A 20,663-nucleotide genomic window follows, 5' to 3' on the forward strand; every position below is an offset into this window, starting at 1 on the left:
CCGACGACGTCACCGGACTCGACACCCCCGCCCGGCCCGGACCAGGCTGCGCCACGGAAGCGGTCCCCTTGGGACCCTCCCCGCCTGCGTCCGGGGGGTGCGTGGCGGGTGGCGGGGCGGGTTCCTGGTGTTCCGTCATGGCCGGAGCTGGGCGCGGAGGTCCTGGAGGCGGCGGTCGCCGAAGCCCGGCACCAGACGGAGCTGGTCGACGGACTGGAAGCCGCCGTGCTGCTCGCGGAAGGCGATGATGCGCTGGGCCAGGACCGGGCCGATGCCCGGCAGCGCGTCGAGTTGGGCCTCCGTGGCCGAGCTGAGGCTGAGCGGGCCGGCAGCGCGAGCCGCGCCGCCGGGGCCCGGGGCCGGGCCGCCGACGATGATCTCCTCCCCGTCGCCGACCTTGCGGGCGAGGTTGAGGCCCGTCAGATCCGTGCCCGGGAGCGGACCGCCCGCGGCGTTGAGGGCGTCCTGGACGCGGGAGCCGGGCGGCAGGGTGCGCAGGCCGGGGTTGCGGACCTTGCCGGAGACGTCGACGACGAGCTGCGCGATGGCGGTGCTGCTCGGGGCCGGGCCGCCGGACGAACCGGACGGCTCCCCGGACGTCGTCCCCGACGTCGTCCCGGACGCCGAACCGGACGAGGGGGACGCCGCCGCCACCGCGGCCGTCCCCTCCACGGCCGGGGCGGGGACGGCGACCGGCTCGGGGCGACCGGCCCAGAAGTGCTGGACGCCGTAGCCGAGCGCGAGCACGAGCAGGACGGCCAGTCCGACGAGCGCGCGGCGGTCCAGATCCCAGCGCTCCTTCAGCGCAAGCGTGAGGGAGGAGAGGGAGGAGGCGAGCGGTGGGCGCTGCCGCCGCGGATCCGGCGCGGCCTGCGGCAGCACGGCCGTCACACCCGCCGCCGGCACGGGCACCGCAAGAGCCACCGCCACGGGCGCCGGCACGGGCGGCACGGGCGCAGGCGGCACCGACCCGGGCGGCGCCGACGCGGGGGGCGGCGGAGGCGAGGGCGCGGCGGCCGAGGCCACGGGAAACGGGGCCCGCGGGCCGAAGAGGGTGTCGACGCGGTGGCGTACCAGGGCCGTCGTCGCCTCGCGACGGGCCCGGGCCGCAGGGGTGAAGGCGGTTCGCATGCGCCCGACGTTAGGAGCCGTCGGCTACCGACGTCCCGCGCGGGCTGACGGCCTGTGGACAACCCGGCCCTGTGGAAAACCCCCTCACTCGCGGGAGTTACCCGGCCGGGTCCTCCGGGACGAAACGGATCGCACAGTGGCGGCAGAACATCTGGCGCTCCCAGTACGCGCGCGCCTTGCGCGCCTCGTCGACGCCCCGCGAGACGACCATGCCGACGACGCCGGCGGTCAGCAGGAGCAACAGCCCGAGCACGGTCGCGCCGTCGACGAGGAAGAACGCCCCGACGGCCGCGACGAGCAGCGGGACTCCGTAGCTCGCCGTTCGCGTGGCCGGCGGCTCGAACGAGGACTTGAGGGCGCTGCCGTCGGGCAGGGCCAGGTAGTAGTGGTCGAGCTTGACGACCTGTTCGGCCATCCCGCAGTCAGGGCAGACGAACGCCATGGCCATCTCCTCCCCGCATGCCCCATCTGTCACAAAGGACCCGGTTGCCGGGAGGATGCCCGCACAGACGCGGGTCAATCCACGTCGTGCACGCAGCACCGGAACCGCAACGGAACCCGGTGGGCGTGTCTCAGCGCGGGGAGACGACGACGGCCAGCAGGCCGGGCCCGACGTGCGCGCCGATGACCGCGCCGACTTCGGAGACGACCAGCTCGCCCAGGTGCGGCACCTGCTCGCGCAGCCGCTCGGCGAGGGCCTGCGCCCGGTCGGGGGCGGCGAGGTGGTGGACCGCCAGGTCCACCTCGTGCGCGCCCGCGTGGGCGACGGCGAGCTCCTCCAGCCGGGCGATGGCCCGGCTCGCCGTGCGGACCTTCTCCAGCGGCTGGATCTGACCGTCCGCCAGGTGCAGCAGCGGCTTGACCGCGAGCGCGGAGCCGAGCATGGCCCGTGCCGCGCCGATGCGTCCGCCGCGGCGCAGGTACTCCAGGGTGTCGACGTAGAAGAGGCCGGCGGTGCCCTTGGCGCGGGTGGTGGCCGCCTCGACGGCCTGGTCGGCGGTGCCGCCGCCGCGGGCGCTCTCGGCGGCGGCGAGGACGCAGTAGCCGAGGGCCATGCCGACCATGCGGGTGTCGACCACCCGGACCGGCAGCGGGGCCTCCTCGGCGGCGAGCAGCGCCGCCTCGTAGGTGCCGGAGAGGGCGGCGGACAGGTGCAGCGAGACGACCTCGCTCGCGCCCGCCTCCGCCGCCGCGCGGTACGCCGCCGCGAACGCCTCGGGGTTGGGGCGGGAGGTGGTGACCGGCGCCCTGCGCTGGAGCGCCGTGGCGACCTCGACCGGGGAGATCTCGGTCCCCTCGGCGAGGACCTCGTCGCCGATGACCACGCTGAGGGGGACGACGGAGATCCCGTAGCGGGTCACCGCCTCCTCCGGAAGATACGCGGTGGAGTCGGTGAGGATGGCGACGGACATGGCCTGGAGGTTACCTGCCGGAAGACCGGAAGGGACAGGCGGACCCGTCCCTTCCGGTCTCGGAGTTCGAGCGGCGTCAGACGACGATGTTGACCAGCTTCGGCGCGCGCACGATGACCTTACGCACCTCGGCCCCGCCCAGCGCCGCGACGACGGCCGGGTCGGCCAGGGCCAGCGCCTCCAGCTCGGCGTCGTCGATGGCCGGCGGCACCTCCAGACGGGCGCGGACCTTGCCCTTGATCTGCACGACGCAGGTCACCGAGTCCTCGACCAGGTACGCCGGGTCCGCCTCGGGCAGCAGGGCGTGGGTCAGCGACTCCTCGTGGCCCAGCTTCTCCCACAGCTCCTCGGCGATGTGCGGGGCCAGCGGGGCGACCAGCAGCACCGCCTGCTCCGCGACCACGCGCGGCGTGGAGCCGCGCTTGACCAGGAAGTTGTTCAGCTCGGTGGCCTTGGCGACCGCCGTGTTGAACCGCAGGCCCGCCAAGTCGGTGCGGACGCCGTCGATCGCCCTGTTCAGCGCGCGCAGCGTCTCCTCGTCCGGCGTCTCCTCGGTGACGACGACCTCGCCGGTCTCCTCGTCGACGATGGTGCGCCACAGGCGCTGCAGGAAGCGGAAGGAGCCGACGACGGCGCGGGTGTCCCACGGGCGGGAGACGTCCAGCGGGCCCATCGCCATCTCGTACAGGCGCAGCGTGTCGACGCTGTACTCGCCGGTGACCTCCTCCGGCGCCACGACGTTCTTCAGCGACTTGCCGATCTTGCCGATCTCGCGGCTGACGACCTTGTCCTCGAAGTACCAGACGCCGTCGCGCTCCTCGACCTCGGCGGCCGGGACCGGGAAGCCGCGCTCGTCGCGGTAGACGTAGGCCTGGATCATGCCCTGGTTGAACAGCTTGTGGAACGGCTCGCACGAGCTGACGTGGCCCAGGTCGAACAGCACCTTGTGCCAGAAGCGCGCGTACAGCAGGTGCAGCACGGCGTGCTCTGCGCCGCCGACGTACAGGTCGACGCCGCCGGCCTTCTTGGCCTCGGTCGGGCCCATCCAGTACGCCTCGTTGACCGGGTTGACGACCTCGGTGTCGTCCTCCGGGTCGACGTAGCGCAGCTCGTACCAGCACGAACCGGCCCAGTTGGGCATGGTGTTGGTCTCGCGGCGGTACTGCTTCGGCCCGTCGCCCAGGTCCAGGGTGACGTTGACCCACTCCTCGGCGCGCGAGAGCGGCGTCTCGGGCTGGGTGTCCGCGTCGTCCGGGTCGAAGGTGCGCGGCGAGTAGTCCTCGATCTCGGGCAGCTCGACCGGCAGCATCGACTGCGGCAGCGAGTGCGCGACGCCGTCCTCGTCGTAGACGATCGGGAACGGCTCGCCCCAGTACCGCTGACGGCTGAACAGCCAGTCGCGCAGCTTGAAGTTGACGGTGCCCTCGCCAATGCCCTGGGAGGCCAGCCAGTCGGTGATGGCCTTCTTGGCGTCGACGACGCCCAGGCCGTCCAGGGAGATGAAGTCGTTGGCGCTGTTGACGATGGCGGCGTCGTAGGAGTCGAAGGACTCGTCCCACGTCGACGGGTCGGTGCCGCGGTCGTCGGAGGGCTGCACGACGCAGCGCATCGGCAGCTTGAACGCGCGGGCGAAGGCGAAGTCGCGGCTGTCGTGCGCCGGGACGGCCATGATCGCGCCGGTGCCGTAGCCCATCAGCACGTAGTCGGCGACGAAGACCGGCACCAGCTCGCCGCTGACCGGGTTGACCGCGTAGGCGCCGGTGAAGACGCCGGTCTTGGTCTTGGCGTCGGCCTGGCGCTCGATGTCCGTCTTGGCGGCGGCCTGGCGGCGGTACTCGGCGACGGCCTCGGTGGGCGTCGCGAAGCCGCCGGTCCACTCGTCGGGCAGGCCGCCCTCGGCGGTCGGCCAGGCGGCGGGCACGATCGAGTCGACCAGCTCGTGCTCGGGCGCCAGCACCATGTAGGTGGCGCCGAACAGGGTGTCCGGGCGGGTGGTGAAGACGGTGATGGCGGCGTCGCCCGCACCGGCCTCGGTGGTGTGCACCGCGAAGTCGACCTTGGCGCCCTCGGAGCGCCCGATCCAGTTGCGCTGCTGCAGCTTGATGGCCTCGGGCCAGTCCAGCAGGTCCAGGTCGTCGATCAGGCGGTCCGCGTAGGCGGTGATCCGCATCATCCACTGGCGCAGGTTGGCCTTGAAGACCGGGAAGTTGCCGCGCTCGGAACGGCCGTCGGCGGTGACCTCCTCGTTGGCCAGCACGGTGCCCAGCCCGGGGCACCAGTTGACCGGGGCCTGCTTGACGAAGGCCAGGCGGTACTCGCCCAGCACCTCGTCCCGCTCGGCCGGGGCCAGCGCGGACCAGGCGCGGCCGTCCGGCGTCGCCATCGCGCCGGACTCGAACTTCGCGATCAGCTCGGAGATCGGACGGGCGGCCTGGACGGACGGGTCGAACCAGGAGTTGAAGATCTGCAGGAAGATCCACTGGGTCCACTTGTAGTACGACGGGTCGATCGTGGAGATCGAGCGCCGCAGGTCGTGGCCCAGGCCCAGGCTGCGCAGCTGCTCCCGGTACTTGGCGATGTTGGCCTCGGTGGTCACCCGCGGGTGGGTGCCGGTCTGCACCGCGTACTGCTCGGCCGGCAGGCCGAAGGCGTCGAAGCCCATCGTGTGCAGCACGTTGTAGCCGGTCATCCGCAGGTGGCGGGCGTAGACGTCGGTCGCGATGTACCCCAGCGGGTGACCGACGTGCAGGCCCGCGCCCGACGGGTACGGGAACATGTCCATGATGAACGCGTGCGGCTTCTCGGCTGCGCCCGCGGCGTCGGCGTCCGCGAGCGGCCCGACCGGGTTCGGGGCGGCGAAGACGCCGTCCTTCTCCCAGCGGTCCTGCCAACGGGCCTCGATCTGCGCCGCCAGGGCGTGGGTGTACCGGTACGGAGCGGCCGAAGCCGCCTCGGAGGTGCTCTCGCTCATCGTCCTCAGACTCCAGGGGTGCCAGCTCGGAAGTGTGTCTTTGTGCCGGAAAACGAAAAAACCCCTCGTGCAGGAGGGGTCGCCACGCTGACTCCGGCCATCGTCGCTTCGAGCAGGCCGGTCCTTGTCAGCGCGGCCGGCTAAGGAGCAGGCGCGCGGTTCGCATGGCGCAAGGGTAGCAGCACGCTCAGTTGCACCTCCCAGGGGCGCGGGGCTCTGTGCGGGCGCGGAGTTCCCCGCGCCCCTGGGAGTGCCTCCGGCTCGACGGCCTACCGGGAAGCCAGCGCGCCGCCGTTCGGCTTGAAGGACGTGAGGTAGCCCGCCGAGGGCGAGCCGACGCCCGTGACGTCGTCGTAGCCCTGCGTCGCCTGGAGGGAGGAGTCCTGGCCGAGGGTGCGCAGGGTGGTCACCGTGCCCTTGGAGGCGTCGACGCTGTTGGTGTAGTCCACGCGCACCACGGCCAGCTGGACGCCCTCGCCGTACGGGTGGTCCGTGACGTCGTGCAGCGCCGACGTGCCGTAGCGGTCGTAGATCGCCGGGTCGGCGAACCCGAGCGGGCCGCCGGCCGCCTGCTGGGCGAGGGCCTGGATGCCGGCGATGACCGGCGCCGCGAGGCTCGTGCCGCCGACCCGGTACTCGCTGTACGCCGTCGTGCCGTCCGGGAACGCCTGGGTCTGGCCGACGAGGAAGCCGGTGCTGGAGTCGGCGACGGCCGCGATGTCCGGGACGACCCGGTGCTTCGCGCCCGAGTAGTCCGCCAGCGCGGCGGGGACGACGTTCGCCTGGAACGACGGCTGGGCGACGCGCGAGCTCGTGCCGCCGCCCGCGCCCGCGAGGAACGCGCCGGGCAGCGAGGACCAGGCGGTGCCGGACGGCGCCAGCGTCGCCTTGTCCGTGCCCCAGCCGGTCTCGAAGAGGTACTGGCCGTCGGCGCCGATGCCGAGGGACGTGCCGCCGACCGCGGTCACCCACGGGTTCGCGGCGGGCATGTCGGTCTGCTTCGAACCGGTCGCGGCCTTCTCGTCGCCGCCGTCGCCGCTGGAGAAGTAGTAGCCGATGCCCTCGAGCGCGCCGGTGGTGAAGATCTTGTCGTAGACGGAATCCATCGCGGGGTCGCTGGCGAGCTCGGGCTCGCCCCAGCTGTCGCTCACGATGTCGGCGAGGTGACCGTCGTTGATCTTGTCGAGCGCGTCGACCAGGTCGGCGTCGCCGCAGGACGCGGCGCCGACGTAGGTGAGCTTCGCGGCGGGGGCCATCGCGTGGACGGCCTCGAGGTCGAGCGTCTGTTCGCCGTACCAGCCGCTGGCGCCGCAGCCGTCGGGGGCGGTGACGGAGGGGGTCTCGGTGTGGGTCCAGACGGCGGCGTCGACGTGGGTGAGCTGTCCAGCGGCATAGGGCGCGTCCCCGTGCGCGGACGCGTAGCGGGTCAGGTCGCCGTCGAGGGTCGGCGAGTCGTAGGCGTCGACGACGGCGACCCTCGCGCCCGCGCCGGTCAGGCCGGTGGACGCGGCTCCGTAGGCGGAGCGCAGCTGCGTCCCGGTGTAGCCCTTGATCACGTACGGCATCACCTGGCCGTACGCCTGGGGCAGGGTCGTCGCCGGCTGCTGGCCGTAGTAGTCCGACATCGGCGGGGCGTTGACGAAGGCGGTGGCCGGACCGGGCAGGGCGTCGCGGCGGCCGTGGTGGGCCTGGTGCGGGGAGGAGTCGAGCCCGGTGACGGAGAGCACGTCGTCGGCGACCGAGGCGGGGACGGTGGTGAGGCCGTCGGGCGCGGTGTAGACGTGGCCGTTCTTGCGGTAGGCGTGCAGGTGCGCGCCGAAGGCGCGGGTCGCGGCGGAGGCGTCGCCCTGGACCACGAGGTAGTGGCTGTTGCCCGCCACCACCGCGAACCCGGCTCCGGTCAGCCAGGCCGTGACCGCCGCGATCTGCGCCCGGGACGGGGCGAAGCGCGCCCGGATCTGGCTGGGCGTCAGAAAGTGGCGGTACTGGCTGGACCGGGGATCGGAGACGGCCATGGCCTCGGCGGCGAGCGTGTGGCGCGCGCGGCCGGCCAGGTAGACCCGGGCGACGACCCTGGACGCGCCTGGCACGACGCCCTCGTCGACGGCCTGGGTCGCCGTCCAGGCCGGTGCGGTGCCGGGCAGCGGGACCCGGTCCGGGCGGCCGCGGTCCGCGGCGGCGGCGCCGCCGGGGAGTGCGGCGGCGGCCGTGAGCCCGGCGCAGAGCAGAGCCGCGGCCAGGGTCAGGGGCCTCCTGGTGGGACGCATGGAAGCAACACCTCTCTCGTCTGCGCGCCGTGTCGGTACGCGGTCGAGGGGAGGATGCGCAGCGGGAGGGGCTCCGGAGCAGGGGTGCGGCCGATCGCTCCGATGATCTGCTGATTATTCATCAGATCGGGTTGTTGTCAGGGTCGGACGTGATCGACACGGGAACGCCGAAGGGCCGGTGCCCGTTCCCGGACACCGACCCTTCGAGCCTGCTGTGGAGCTATGGGGAATTGAACCCCAGACCTCTTGCATGCCATGCAAGCGCTCTACCAACTGAGCTATAGCCCCGTGCGCCTCGCGGCGACGTGCCTAACTGTACACGTTCCACGAGGGCCCCGACCAATCCGTTTCCCCGGCCCCGGGCCCCAGGCACCCTCCTGACCAGCACACCCGCGCCCGGCCCGGCTCGACCGTCCCCGGCGGCGTCGGACCCGCCCGACCGGCCTGCGGCGCCGCAGCCACTGACGCGAAAGAGCCCCCCGGCGGATGCCGGGAGGCTCTCGATTGTGGAGCTACGGGGAATTGAACCCCGGACCTCTTGCATGCCATGCAAGCGCTCTACCAACTGAGCTACAGCCCCAAGATGCGGGTTATGCGGTTGTCCTGCGTGGAGCTACGGGGAATTGAACCCCGGACCTCTTGCATGCCATGCAAGCGCTCTACCAACTGAGCTACAGCCCCTTGTTCCTTCTTCGTCCCCGGCCGCTTCCGCGTCCCGCGAACGAAGAAGACTCTAGCGGTTGTGGGGCCGAACTGCGAAATCCGGCCCCACGGCACCCCAGGCCCTCGGGCCTTTCAGGTGTCGTCACCCATGACCGGCTCCGGCAGGGTGCCCGCGTTGTGCTCCTCGAGGCGCCAGCCGCGGTAGCCGCGGCCCAGCACCGACCAGCAGCAGTTGGACAGGCCGCCGAGCGCCTCCCAGCTGTGCTCGGGCAGGCCCAGCATGCGGCCGATCGCCATGCGGATGGTGCCGCCGTGGCTCACCACGACGAGGGTGCCCTCGTCCGGCACGGCCTGCACGGCGTCGAGGACCACGGGGACGGCCCGGTCGGCCACCTCCGTGTGCAGCTCGCCGCCGCCGCGGCGGACCGGCTCACCCTGCTTCCACAGCCGGTACTCCTCGCCGTACTTGGCTTGGATCTCGGCGTTGGTCAGGCCCTGCCAGCTGCCCGCGTAGGTCTCCCGCAGGCCGGGGTCCTGCTTGATGGGCAGGCCGGTGACCTCGGCGAGCTGCTGGGCGGTCGCCGTGGCGCGCTGCAGGTCCGAGGAGACGATCGCGTCGGGCTTCAGCGCCGCGAGCAGGCGCGCGGCGCGGCGTGCCTGAGCGAGGCCCGTCTCGGTCAGCGGGATGTCCGTGCTGCCCTGGAAACGGCCCTCGAGGTTCCACGACGTCTGGCCGTGCCGCCAGAAGACGACACGGCGTCCGTCGGCCTGCCCGCTCAGCGCCGGGCCTTCGCGGCCTCGGCGGCCAGGACCGCCTCGACGTGGGCGAACTCGGCCGGCTGGACCGCGGGCTCGCCGTCGACCAGAGCGGCCTCCTCGGCGCGCTTGCGGGTGGCCTTGGCGTCCTCCGGCAGGTCGATCTCGGGGCAGTCCTTCCACAGCCGCTCCAGGCTGTAGTAGGCGCGCTCCTCGGAGTGCTGGACATGGACGACCATGTCCAGGTAGTCGAGCAGGATCCAGCGACCCTCGCGCTCGCCCTCACGGCGGACGGGCTTGGCCCCGCACTCCTGGGCGAGCCGCTCCTCGACCTCGTCCGCGATGGCCTTGACCTGGCGGTCGTTGGGCGCGGAGGCGAGGACGAAGGCGTCGGTGATGGCCAGGACCTCACTGACGTCGAACGCGATGATGTTGTGGGCCAGCTTGTCCGCGGCGGCCTGGGCGGCCGTTGCGACGAGTTCGAGGGCCCGGTCGGTTGCGGTCACAGCATGCTTTCCGTCAGGGGGCAGATGCATCCAGGGTCTCACGAACCGCCGACAGGCCGCGAAAGCCTTTCCTTCGCGGCCTCATCGCGGTCCCGTCAGGCGCTGGCCTTGTAGTCGCGGCCGAGCTCGGCCACGAGGTCGACCGAGAGCGGGGACGTGACCTTTTTCACGGCCGAGGCCGGCAGGCCCAGCGTCGCGGCCAGGGCCTTGGCGTCGCTGAGTCGGGTGTCGTCGCCGTACTCGATCACCGAGGTGCTGCGGGTCGCCGCCTTGGCGGTGCCGGGCACCACCACGTCGCCGGAGTTGGTGATGGCCGCCTGCGCGTACTCGGCCGCCTTGGCGTTGCCGCTGGCGTCGATCACCTGGACGCGCGGCGCGGTCTGGCCGCTCTCGCTGCTGACCTTGCCCGCGAGCAGCCCGCTGACCATCGTGCCCGCGCCGGAGCCGAGGGTGCCGTTGCCGAGGACCGGGAGCGTCTCGGTCGAGTACGAGCCGCCTCGGGCGTCGGTGGAGAGCTTGGCGAGCAGCGCGCCGAGGGCGTTGTCGCTGAGGGAGGGGTCCTCGACCGCGCCCATGTGCGTGATGTTCGCGGCGGCGGCGGTCGGGTCCGTCGGCATGGCGGTGATCAGCGCCTGGAGCATCACACCGAAGCGGTTCAGCTGGGCCTGGTCGCTCTCGCCCTTGGCCTTGTAGGTCGCGAAGGCCATGGCCGCCGCGCCGTTGACCGCGGTGTTCTGCCCGGGGCTGATCACCTGCTTGCCGCCCAGGCTGACCGCCACATCCGAGTTGATCTTCACGCCGCCGAGGAGGTCGACCAGGTTCTGCAGGAACGGGGTCTGGATGTTCCAGGTGGCGGAGATGTCGGTGCCGAGCAGGTTGTTGATGCCGGTCCGGGTGCCGTAGGCGCCGAGGCTGTCGACCGCGGTGTCCAGCGCCAGCAGCCCGTTGCCGGAGTCCTGGGGGACGCCGAGCGTGCCGGGCAGCAGCAGGGTGACGCCCTTGGCGGGCGAGGGCTCGGAGATCAGCAGCGCGCTGTAGACGTTCTTGTTCAGGTCGTGCAGGTGGACCGCGATGACCTCACGCTTGGTCGCGGCCGGGACGGCGGTCGACGCACCGGAGCCGATCTTGCCGGTGGCGAAGAGGTAGCCGACGCCGCCGCCGGCCACCAGCACCAGGGCGACGACCACCGCGACGGCCCGGCCGCGCAGCTTGCGCCGCCGCTCGTCGCGGCGCTCCCCGCGGGTCTCGGAGAACTTGACCCAGTCGATGACGTCGGTGGACTCCTCGGCGTCGTCGACGAACTCGAACTCCTCCGAGTTGTAACGGGACTTGGCCCCCGCGCCCGCACCCGGCCCGGCGCTCGGCCCGGCGCCCTTCACGGCCTCGGAACGCGCCGTGGGCGCCTCCTGACGCGGCGGGCGCTGCCGGGGCGGCACCGCCTGCGCGGGCGGCTCGGGCTCGGCGGGGGGCTGCTCGGGATAGGGCTGCTGGTACGCGGTCGAGAACGACTGCTGCGGGGCCTGCTGGGGAGCGTGCTGCTGCGGCTGCGCCGCCTGCTGGTAGCCGCTCTGCGGCTGGTATCCCTGCTGCTGCCCGTAGTACGGGTCCTGCGGCTGCTGCTGGTAGCCGGCATAAGGGTCGTACGACCCGGCGTAGGGGTCGTACTCCTGCTGGTAGCCGCCGTACGGCTGCTGCGCCTGCGGCGTCTGCTGGGCCTGCGGCGCCTGGTAGGGCTGCTGGTAGCCCTGGGCCTGCCCGTAGGGCTGCTGCTCCTGGGGGGGCTGCGGGCTCTGCGGGGCCTGCCCCGGCTGCTGGGACGGGAAGACCCACTCGCCCGTGTAGGGGTCCTGGTAGGCCTGCTCGTATCCGCCGGGTCCCCTGCGGTCTGCGGTTCCGCTCACGCCGTCCCTATCCCTGTGCCGTCGTCGGTCCCGGCCACCGCCTCGGGCGCGTACAGGCGGCGCTTGTCGATGTAGCGCACCACACCGTCCGGGACCAGGTACCAGACCGGTTCGCCGCGGGCGACGCGCTCGCGGCAGTCGGTGGAGGAGATGGCGAGGGCCGGCACCTCCACCAGGGTCGCGCCGCCGTCGGGCAGTCCCGGGTCCGTCAGCGTGTGCCCCGGTCGGGTCACGCCGATGAAGTGCGCGAGGTCGAAGAGCTCCTCGGCCTTGTGCCAGGAGATGATCTGCTCGAGAGCGTCGGCGCCGGTGATGAAGAACAGGTCGGCGTCCGGGTGGAGCGTCTGGAGCTCACGCAGCGTGTCGATCGTGTAGGTCGGACCCTCGCGGTCGATGTCGATGCGGCTGACCGAGAACTGCGGGTTCTCTGCCGTCGCGATGACCGTCATCAGATAGCGGTCCTCGGCGGGAGAGACGACCCGTCCGGTCTTCTGCCACGGCTCGCCGGTGGGCACGAAGACCACCTCGTCGAGGTGGAAGAGGCTGGCGACCTCGCTGGCCGCGACCAGGTGGCCGTGGTGGATCGGGTCGAAGGTGCCGCCCATGACCCCGAGCCGCTTCTTCTGCGGCTCGACACCCGCCGGCGCCTCGGCATGCTCTCTCATAGCGGGTCACCCTACGCGATCCGGCCGGGCCACGGCCGTACGGTCCGTGGCCCCGGGCGCTCGACGCGGTGAAGACTCGGAGGTGCTTCTCAGCGGTCCTTGTTGAAGCTGACGGTGACGACCAGGAGCAGCAGCAGGATGAGCAGGGCGCCACCGCCGGTGAGCCACGGCTGGAGACTGTTGTGCAGGCCGTTGCCCTCGGCGAGCTGGGCGACAGCAGCGACGTGAGAGGTCATCTGAGATGAGACTTTCTGACTCGGTGGCAGGTGGGGCAGGTGGAGCTCATGCTACGCACTCGGTTCAGTCGCGGTAGCCGCGCAGCAGCAACCACGCCATGAGCACCACTCCGACGATCGCGGCGATGACGATCCAGCGCAGAAACATGCCCGGACCGCTGCCGTTGGAGATGGCCGCGAGCTGGATCAGCGTCTCGTTGGTGTGCATGGGGTGTCCTTCGAACGGAGAGGTGGCGCCATCCGAGCCTAGTCCTGTCCTTACGGGAACCCGACACCGCCCCGGAACGTCTCCCCGGGGAGGGGACGAGCAGTAGCGTGACGCGGTAGGACGCAGACAGAGATTCCGTAGCGGTTTCGAGAGTCCACAGGACGGCGGGGGCCGGCGACAGGCCGGGTCCGCCGTCGTTCGGGAGGATGCAGCAGATGACGCAGCAGGGCGACAGCACCAACGTTCCCAGCCGGACGCGCAAGCGGTTCCCCGGCATCTCCACGAGGGCCTGGGAGCACCCGGCCGACCGCTCGGCGCTGGTGGCGCTGCGCAGGCTCAGCGGCTTCGACGACATCCTGAAGAAGCTCGGCGGCTTCGTCTCCGAGCGCGCGGTGCGGCTGATGTTCCTGGCCAGCGCGGTCCGTGCGTCGGAGCGGCAGTTCCCGCAGCTGCACGAGATGGTCCGCGACGCGGCGTACATCCTGGACCTGGAGAAGGTCCCGCCGCTGTACGTCACCCAGGACCCGAAGCCGAACGCCATGTGCATCGGCATGGACGCCCCGGTGATCGTGGTCACCACCTCGCTGGTCGAACTGCTCGACGAGGAGGAGATGCGGGCGGTCATCGGCCACGAGGTCGCGCACGCGATGTCCGGCCACGCGGTCTACCGCACCATGCTGATCATCCTGACCAACCTGGCGCAGCGGATCGCGTTCATCCCGCTGGGCGGCCTGGCGATCATGGGCGTGATCACGGCGCTCAACGAGTGGTTCCGCAAGGCCGAGCTCTCCTGCGACCGCGCCGGGCTGCTGGTCGGCCAGGACCTGCAGGCCTCGATGCGCGGCCTGATGAAGCTGGCCGGCGGCCACCACCTGCACGAGATGAACACCGACGCCTTCCTGGAGCAGGCCGAGGAGTACGACCGGGCGGGCGACCTGCGGGACGGCGTGATAAAGCTGCTGCAGATCCTGCCGCAGTCGCACCCCTTCGCGGCGGTGCGGGTGGCGAAGATCAAGCAGTGGGCGGAGGGCGACGAGTACCGCTCGATCATGGCCGGCGCGTACCCGCGTCGCGAGGACGACGCCAACGCCTCGGTGCGCGAGCAGGCGAAGGCCGCGGCGGACTCCTACGCGCAGAGCTTCCGCGAGACCAAGGACCCGCTGATGGGCCTGATCCGCGACATCGCGGGCGGCACCGCGGACCTGAGCGGCAAGCTGCGCGACGTCTTCGCGGGCCGCACCAGCGGCGCCAACGGCGGCGCGAACGGCAACGGCGACGGGAGCGGCGCCCCGGAGGACCACCACGACTCCGGCGCCGAGGGCTGAGCCGGACGGGAACGCCGTAGGGGGCCTGCCCGGACCGTCGGTCCGGGCAGGCCCCCTACGTTTCGGCTACAGCACCCAGGAGAGCTGGCCGCAGACGGTCCAGGCGTCGCGGCTGTGGTCGAACGGGTCGACCGCGCCCGGCGTGCTGCTCGGGCTGCCGCTCGGGTGCGGGGTCGGCGTCGGCGTGGCCTTGGCGGACGCGGACGGGGAGCCCTTGGGCTGCGCGCCGGTGTGGCCCGAGGCCGGGAAGAGCGGCTGCAGGAACGCGCTGTTGTCCGCGGCGCAGCTGGTGGCTCCGGCCTGCGTCACCGAGTCGACGACCTGGAGGTGGCCGCCGGTGATGTCGTCCGGGGTCAGCCAGTAGGTCAGCGCCCGGCGGACCGCGTAGTAGACGACCGGCTCGGCGGTGGCCGTCGCGGACGGGCTCCCGGAGGCGGACGCCGAGGGCGCGGCCGTCGGCGTGGCCGGGGCCGGCCGCACCGGCGAGAGCGCGTAGACGAAGGTGTAGTCGCTGGTGACCTCCAGCGTCCCGGAGTCCAGCTCGTGGTAGGCCACGCTGCCGGGGGCGACCAGCACCTGCTGGGTGGCGAGCCGCACCTTGGCCGGGTCGAACCGCACCATCCAGCCGGTGGCCAGGTGGCGCTGGTCGTTGGCCGGATGGTCCACGCTGTCGCTGAACTGTTCCGTCTGGCCCGGCGAGAGGTACTGGCGGACGTCGTCGGTGTTCCCTGCGGCGAGCACGTCGGCGTCGAGGGACGAGGCCTTGAGGTAGTTCAGGACCACCTGGAGCGCCGCGTAGACCTGGTCGTGGGTGAAGTGGTCGGTGTGCCGCGCGTTCGGCAGGTTGAAGCCCGTCGCGCCGATCGGCAGGTACTCCGAGCCGGGCAGTCCGGAGAAGACCGGGTCGTGCCCGACCACCGCGGGCGCGGAGACCGAGGCCGAGGGGGAGGCGCCCGAGGCGGAACCCGACGGCGTGGCGGAGGCGGAGCCGGACGCGCCGCCGGAGGGCGCGCCGCCCGCCGCGGCGGACGCCGAGGCGGACGCGGACGCGGAGGCGACCAGGCTCGGCGGCAGGTTGACCGGGTTGTGGTCCGTCGGGATCCCCGCCGGGCCGGGCTGGAGCGGGATGACCTGGGTGGTGAGGTTGGCCGCCGCGCCGGTGATCGGCGGAGCGTAGGGGTGGCGCACGCCCATGTAGACGGCGGTCGCGAAGGCGAAGCCGATCAGCAGCATCAGCGCGAGCGCCTGGCGGGGCAGCCCTCCGCGTGAGCCGCGGCGACGCACCGAGCGGTGCGCCCCGGAGAGGCGCTCGCTGGCGGACAGCTCCTGGATCCGGGCAGCCCGAATGAACGACTCGTCGAACACGACGGATCGGAACTCGTCCTCGCCCCCGGCGCCGCCCTCCGGCCCGCCCTCGGGGGGCTCTGCCCGGCCACCCATGCGTCCAGGGTAAATCGCCGCGCGCCGAAGCGGTCAGGCCCGCCCCGCATGTTCTGCCGCAGAGACTCGATTGACTGTCCGTCACCCGTCGGAAAATTGGCCTATTTACGGCAAAAGGGACATCTCGCTCGGTTTGCCGGGCCCTCGTCACGCCCCGCCCGCGCCTCAAATGCCCGCGAGTACCCTCGCGTCACTCGTCGGGCTGTTCTGGCCTCCGGGTGCTGACGGAGCCGTCGGCGCCGGACCGCGATGGGTGTTCGGATCGTTGGAACCGCCCGACGCCCGGTACACGGCGGCGGCCGCCGCCAGCACCGCGACCACTCCTATGACGACGAGCATCACCCGCGCCACCATCCGCTGCCAGCCGCCCACCTGCTCGGGCTCGTAGGGCAGCGGCCGCAACTCCAGCGGGAGGCCGTCCGCGTCCTCGTCCAGCTCGTCCGAGTAGTCGACCACGGGCGTCCTGGCGGGCCCGCTCAGCGCGCGCTCACGCGCCGAGGGCTCGTGCACCAGGGCGGCCCGGACGAAGGCCTCGTCGAACGCCACGGCCCCGAACTCCCCGTCCGGTCGGCCGTGGTCGTCGTCACCCGCGCCTTCGACAGCGTCGAAGCCGTGGCCGGGGCCGTCGGACACAGCATCAGCGTAGGGCAGCGCGCCCGCTTTGTCTGCGCCTTGCGCCAGTCGGCCCAAGAGGCGGGACGGGCGCGATCAGCGGCGGATGTGGCCGTCGCCCGTCACGATGTACTTCGTCGACGTCAGCTCCGGCAGACCCATCGGACCGCGCGCGTGCAGCTTCTGCGTGGAGATGCCGATCTCCGCGCCGAAGCCGAACTGGCCGCCGTCGGTGAACCGCGTCGAGGCGTTGACCGCGACCGTGGTGGAGTCCACCAGCTGCGTGAAGCGACGCGCCGCCGCCTGAGAGGTCGTCACGATCGCCTCGGTGTGGCCCGAGGTCCACAGCCGGATGTGCGCCACCGCGGCGTCCAGCGAGTCCACGACGCCGGCCGCGATGTCGTAGGAGAGGTACTCCGTCTCCCAGTCCTCCGTGGTCGCCGGCACCACGACGGCCTTGCTGCCCTCGCGCTCGGCGATCTCCCGCACCCGCTCGTCCGCGTGCACGGTCACCCCCGCCTCCGCGAGCGCGGCGAGCGCGAGCGGGACGAACGCGTCGGCGACGTCCTTGTGCACGAGCAGCGTCTCGGCGGAGTTGCAGACGCTGACGCGCTGGGCCTTGGAGTTGATCAGGATCTCCACCGCCATGGCCAGGTCCGTCTCGGCGTCGACGTAGACGTGGCAGTTGCCCGTCCCCGTCTCGATCACCGGCACCGTCGACTGCTCGACGACCGTCCGGATCAGCCCCGCGCCACCGCGCGGGATCAGCACGTCCACCATCCCGCGCGCCCGCATCAGCTCCTGCACGCTCTCGCGGCTCTCCCCCGGCACGAGCTGCACCGCGTCCGCGGGCAGCCCCGCGCCGCCCACCGCGTCGCGGATCACCTCGACGAGCTTGCGGTTCGACGCGATGGCGGAGCTGGAGCCGCGCAGCAGCGCGGCGTTGCCGGACTTCAGGCACAGCGCGGCGGCGTCGACGGTGACGTTGGGACGCGCCTCGTAGATGATCCCGACCACCCCGAGCGGGACCCGCACCTGCCGGACGTCGAGCCCGTTGGGCAGCGTGTACCCGCGGACGACCTCGCCGACCGGATCGGGCAGCCCCGCGACCTTGCGGACGTCGTCCGCGATGGCCGCGACGCGCTCACGGGTGAGCGTCAGCCGGTCGATCACCGCCTCGTCCGTCCCGGCCGCACGCGCCCGCTCCACGTCCTCGGCGTTGGCCTCGACGATCTCGCGCGTGCGGACCTGCAGTGCGTCGGCGATGGCGAGCAGCGCCTCGTCCTTCGGCGTCCGCGGCAGCGGCGCGAGCGTCGCAGCGGCGGCCCTGGCCCGGTACGCGGCCTGGAGCACCGGCGACTTCGGCAGCGGCGACGGCAGGTCGGGAGAGGGGAACTCAACGGAGTGGCTGCTCATACGCACAGCGTAAGGCTTGCCGCCGGACGGTAGGACGCGCTTTCCGCCGGGTGAGACGAGTCAGTTGCAGCACGCAGGGCGCGCGAGGAACCACCCTGTGCGGATGGCCCTGCGCGCTGCGGACCATCCACACGCCGGGGGGCACCCTCCCAACCGCACGTCGGCAGAGCCCCGCGCCCCTGGGTCGGGCAACGTCCCCCGCGGCCTCAAACGTCAGCTCAGTACGGATGCACTCCGCCCAGGAAGGCCGGCGGTTCGGCGTAGCCCTCGGCGATGCGCTGGTGGTAGGTCGGCCGGTCCACGACCTCCAGGCCGACGACCTCCCACGGCGGCAACCCGGCCGAGCTGCGGTGTTCGCCCCAGAGGCGGAGCGCCAGCGCCGCCGCGTCCTGGAGGGTGTCCGCCTGCTCCCAGTACCGGATCTCCGCGTGGTCCACGGCGTAGCGGGCCGTGAGGAAGGGCGGGTGTTCGTGGGCGAGCTGTTCGAGCCCCTGCTTCAGGGACGGCAGCGGGGTGACCCCGCCGGCGACGTTCAGGACGACGTGCCATATGCGGGCCCGCTGGCCGATCTCCGCCGCGCTGGAGCTCGGGCGCGTGTGCTCCGCGGAAACGGCCTCCGGCCCGGCCGCGCCGGGCCGCTCCCCGCCGCCCGGGATGCTGGTCAGCACCACCCTGCCCTTGCCCACGGGCCCCGCACCCGGACTGCGCCTGTATCCCACCGGCGGCCTCCTGTCGGCGTAGTCGTCCCCGCGGTCCAAAGGCAGCCGCCCACCCGCCTCTCAGCCGGTCAGCACGACGAGGTCGTCGCGGTGAACGACCTCCCGCTCGTACGCGGGGCCCAACTCCCGGGCGAGGTCCCGCGTCGACCGGCCGAGCAGCCGGGGAAGCTCCCTTGCATCAAAGTTGACCAGTCCTCGCGCGACGATGTTGCCGTTTTCGTCAAGAAGGTCCACCGGATCGCCCGCAGCGAAATCACCCTCAACTCCCGTCACACCGGCCGGGAGCAGGGAGGTTCGCCGTTCCACGACCGCCGCGACGGCGCCCGCGTCGAGGGTGACCGCGCCCCGGGGCGAACTGGCGTGCTCCAGCCAGAGCAGTCGGTCCGCGGCGCGGCGGCCGGTGCGGTGGAAGATCGTCCCGGTGTCGCGGCCCGCGAGAGCGTCCGCCGCGTGGCGGGCGGCCGTCAGCACGACGGGGATGCCCGCGCCGGTGGCGATCCTGGCCGCCTCGACCTTGGTGACCATGCCGCCGGTGCCCACGCCCGCCTTGCCGGCGCTGCCGATCTCGACGCCCGCGAGGTCCTGGGGGCCGTGCACCTCGGCGATGCGGCTGGTGCCGGGCTTGCTCGGGTCGCCGTCGTAGAGGCCGTCCACGTCGGAGAGCAGCACCAGCAGGTCCGCCCGGACCAGGTGGGCGACGAGCGCGGCCAGGCGGTCGTTGTCGCCGAAGCGGATCTCGGCGGTGGCCACGGTGTCGTTCTCGTTGACGATCGGCACCGCGTGCATCGCCAGCAGCTGCTCCAGCGTGCGGTAGGCGTTGCGGTAGTGGGCGCGGCGGCTGGCGTCGTCGGCGGTGAGCAGCACCTGGCCGACGCGCAGGCCGTAGCGGGCGAAGGAGGCGGTGTAGCGGGCCACCAGCAGGCCCTGGCCGACGCTCGCGGCGGCCTGCTGGCGGGCGAGGTCGGTGGGGCGCCGCTCCAGGCCCAGCGGGGCCAGACCGGCGGCGATGGCGCCGGAGGAGACCAGCACGATCTCGACCGGCTCCTCCTCGGTGCCGCGCTCGCGGACCCTGGCGAGCACGTCGACGAGCGCGTCGACCCGGTCCGCGTCCAGCCCGCCCGTGGCGGTGGTGAGCGACGAGGAGCCCACCTTCACCACGATCCGTCGCGCCCGCAGCACGTCTTCCCGCAGGGTGGTGCCAGTCACGCCGTCGCTCCCGTACGTCCGATGCCGGTCTCAAAGCTGCACTGCGCTTTCTGTAACGACCAGCAATCTACGCGAAGTGGGCGGCGTGACTCACCCGGTTCCAGCCCTCGGAACGAGGATCAGTACTCCTCGTCGTCCGCCTCGATGGCGTGCCGGCTCAGCGGGTCGAAGTGTGCGAACTCCTCGGCCGCGGCGTCCGCGCGCTTGGCCTCGCGCTCGCGGCGGCGGTCGACGGCGGGACGCGGCGTCTCGAAACGGTGGTCCTCGCCGCGGCGACCCAGCATCTCCGCACCGGCGGCCATGGTCGGCTCCCAGTCGAAGACGACGGCGTTCTCGGTGGCGCCGATGACGACCGTGTCGCCCTCGCGCGCGCCGGCCTTGGCCAGCGCCTCCTCGACACCGAGGCGGTTGAGGCGGTCCGCGAGGTAGCCGACGGCCTCGTCGTTGTTGAAGTCCGTCTGCTTGACCCAGCGCTCCGGCTTGGCGCCGGTGACGCGGTAGAGGTCCTCTTCCTCGTCGTGGACGACCTCGAAGCCCGCGTCGTCCACGGCCTTCGGACGGATGACGATGCGGGTGGCCTCCTCGACCGGCTTCGCGGCCCGCGCCTCGGCGACGATCTTCGCCAGGGCGAAGGTGAGCTCGCGCAGGCCCTTGTGGGCCACGGCCGAGACCTCGAACACCTCGTAGCCGCGCTCCTCCAGGCTCGGGCGGACGATGTCGGCGAGGTCCTGCCCGTCCGGGATGTCGATCTTGTTGAGGACCACGATGCGCGGCCGGTCCTCGAGACCGCCGTACTGCTTGAGCTCCTCCTCGATCATGTCGAGGTCGGAGAGCGGGTCGCGCTCGGACTCCAGCGTGGCGGTGTCGAGCACGTGCACGAGCACCGAGCAGCGCTCGACGTGGCGCAGGAACTCCAGGCCGAGGCCCTTGCCCTGGCTCGCGCCGGGGATCAGTCCGGGCACGTCGGCCATCGTGAAGACCGTCGAACCGGCGGTCACCACACCGAGGTTGGGGATGAGGGTGGTGAACGGGTAGTCGGCGATCTTCGGCTTGGCGGCGGAGAGCACCGAGATCAGCGAGGACTTGCCCGCGCTCGGGTAGCCGACCAGGGCCACGTCCGCGACGGACTTGAGCTCCAGCACGATGTCGGCGTCGTCGCCCGGCTCACCGAGCAGCGCGAAGCCCGGCGCCTTGCGGCGGGTGGAGGCCAGCGCCGCGTTGCCGCCGCC

Annotated in this window: 18 protein-coding genes and 3 tRNA genes; 1 reads left to right on the forward strand and 20 read right to left on the reverse strand. The window is 72.4% G+C overall.

The window, feature by feature from the left end:
* Positions 1–135: 135 nt before the first annotated feature.
* The 14 genes from TR50_RS12475 to TR50_RS47575 all read right to left on the reverse strand — a co-directional run bounded on the left by TR50_RS12475 (position 136) and on the right by TR50_RS47575 (position 12,716).
* A complete protein-coding gene (locus TR50_RS12475) occupies positions 136–1,131 on the reverse strand; it encodes a ComEA family DNA-binding protein (RefSeq protein ID WP_084700157.1) in 996 nt (331 codons plus the stop codon).
* A 97-nt stretch (positions 1,132–1,228) separates the two neighbouring features.
* Entirely contained in the window at positions 1,229–1,573 is a 345-nt protein-coding gene (locus TR50_RS12480) for a hypothetical protein (protein ID WP_042419377.1), read from the reverse strand.
* A 130-nt stretch (positions 1,574–1,703) separates the two neighbouring features.
* A complete protein-coding gene (locus TR50_RS12485; protein ID WP_042419380.1) occupies positions 1,704–2,543 on the reverse strand; it encodes a DegV family protein in 840 nt (279 codons plus the stop codon).
* A gap of 76 nt (positions 2,544–2,619) precedes the next feature.
* Positions 2,620–5,514 carry a leucine--tRNA ligase gene (gene leuS, locus TR50_RS12490; protein ID WP_042419383.1) on the reverse strand — a complete coding sequence of 965 codons (2,895 nt, stop codon included), beginning with the start codon at positions 5,512–5,514 and terminating at the stop codon, positions 2,620–2,622.
* Positions 5,515–5,783: 269 nt separating this feature from the next.
* A complete protein-coding gene (locus TR50_RS12495) occupies positions 5,784–7,781 on the reverse strand; it encodes a S53 family peptidase (protein ID WP_042419385.1) in 1,998 nt (665 codons plus the stop codon).
* Positions 7,782–7,996: 215 nt separating this feature from the next.
* A tRNA-Ala gene (locus TR50_RS12500) sits at positions 7,997–8,069 on the reverse strand.
* A gap of 219 nt (positions 8,070–8,288) precedes the next feature.
* Positions 8,289–8,361 (reverse strand) — tRNA-Ala (locus TR50_RS12505).
* A gap of 28 nt (positions 8,362–8,389) precedes the next feature.
* Positions 8,390–8,462: transfer RNA gene (locus TR50_RS12510), tRNA-Ala, on the reverse strand.
* Between the two features lie 114 nt (positions 8,463–8,576).
* The gene (locus tag TR50_RS12515; RefSeq protein WP_042419517.1) at positions 8,577–9,224 is read right to left on the reverse strand and encodes a histidine phosphatase family protein; all 648 of its coding nucleotides are present in this window, start codon (positions 9,222–9,224) and stop codon (positions 8,577–8,579) included.
* A complete protein-coding gene (gene rsfS, locus TR50_RS12520; RefSeq protein ID WP_084700159.1) occupies positions 9,221–9,706 on the reverse strand; it encodes a ribosome silencing factor in 486 nt (161 codons plus the stop codon). The genes TR50_RS12515 and rsfS overlap by 4 nt, the downstream gene beginning before the upstream one ends.
* A gap of 95 nt (positions 9,707–9,801) precedes the next feature.
* Positions 9,802–11,607, reverse strand: a complete 1,806-nt coding sequence (locus tag TR50_RS49990) for an LCP family protein (protein ID WP_052440940.1) — start codon at positions 11,605–11,607, stop codon at positions 9,802–9,804.
* Positions 11,604–12,272 carry a nicotinate-nucleotide adenylyltransferase gene (nadD, locus tag TR50_RS12530; RefSeq protein ID WP_042419388.1) on the reverse strand — a complete coding sequence of 223 codons (669 nt, stop codon included), beginning with the start codon at positions 12,270–12,272 and terminating at the stop codon, positions 11,604–11,606. The genes TR50_RS49990 and nadD overlap by 4 nt, the downstream gene beginning before the upstream one ends.
* 89 nt (positions 12,273–12,361) lie before the next feature.
* Positions 12,362–12,508, reverse strand: coding sequence for a hypothetical protein (locus TR50_RS47570; RefSeq protein ID WP_162837956.1), 147 nt, complete (start codon positions 12,506–12,508; stop codon positions 12,362–12,364).
* Between the two features lie 64 nt (positions 12,509–12,572).
* Complete coding sequence (locus TR50_RS47575) at positions 12,573–12,716, reverse strand: hypothetical protein (protein WP_162837957.1); 144 nt, start codon at positions 12,714–12,716, stop codon at positions 12,573–12,575.
* Positions 12,717–12,931: 215 nt separating this feature from the next.
* Here TR50_RS47575 and TR50_RS12535 point away from each other — a divergent pair, with 215 nt between their 5' ends.
* The gene (locus TR50_RS12535; protein ID WP_042419392.1) at positions 12,932–14,041 is read left to right on the forward strand and encodes a M48 family metallopeptidase; all 1,110 of its coding nucleotides are present in this window, start codon (positions 12,932–12,934) and stop codon (positions 14,039–14,041) included.
* Between the two features lie 66 nt (positions 14,042–14,107).
* Here the strand turns inward: TR50_RS12535 and TR50_RS48150 are convergent, their stop codons facing one another.
* The 6 genes from TR50_RS48150 to obgE all read right to left on the reverse strand — a co-directional run.
* A complete protein-coding gene (locus TR50_RS48150) occupies positions 14,108–15,481 on the reverse strand; it encodes an SCO2583 family membrane protein (RefSeq protein ID WP_052440941.1) in 1,374 nt (457 codons plus the stop codon).
* A gap of 165 nt (positions 15,482–15,646) precedes the next feature.
* Positions 15,647–16,114, reverse strand: coding sequence for an SCO2583/SCO2584 N-terminal domain-containing protein (locus TR50_RS12545; RefSeq protein ID WP_052440942.1), 468 nt, complete (start codon positions 16,112–16,114; stop codon positions 15,647–15,649).
* Positions 16,115–16,189: 75 nt separating this feature from the next.
* Positions 16,190–17,509 (reverse strand): glutamate-5-semialdehyde dehydrogenase, encoded by a 1,320-nt coding sequence (locus TR50_RS12550; protein WP_042419395.1) that lies wholly within the window; start codon positions 17,507–17,509, stop codon positions 16,190–16,192.
* Between the two features lie 218 nt (positions 17,510–17,727).
* Positions 17,728–18,195 carry a DUF8830 family protein gene (locus TR50_RS12555; protein ID WP_236654388.1) on the reverse strand — a complete coding sequence of 156 codons (468 nt, stop codon included), beginning with the start codon at positions 18,193–18,195 and terminating at the stop codon, positions 17,728–17,730.
* Between the two features lie 93 nt (positions 18,196–18,288).
* Positions 18,289–19,407, reverse strand: a complete 1,119-nt coding sequence (gene proB, locus TR50_RS12560) for a glutamate 5-kinase (protein ID WP_042419531.1) — start codon at positions 19,405–19,407, stop codon at positions 18,289–18,291.
* Between the two features lie 146 nt (positions 19,408–19,553).
* A partial coding sequence (gene obgE / locus TR50_RS12565) for a GTPase ObgE (protein ID WP_042419401.1) occupies positions 19,554–20,663 on the reverse strand: 1,110 nt, incomplete at its 5' end.

Origin of the sequence: Streptacidiphilus anmyonensis, from assembly GCF_000787855.1 — a bacterium.
Taxonomy (GTDB): domain Bacteria; phylum Actinomycetota; class Actinomycetes; order Streptomycetales; family Streptomycetaceae; genus Streptacidiphilus; species Streptacidiphilus anmyonensis.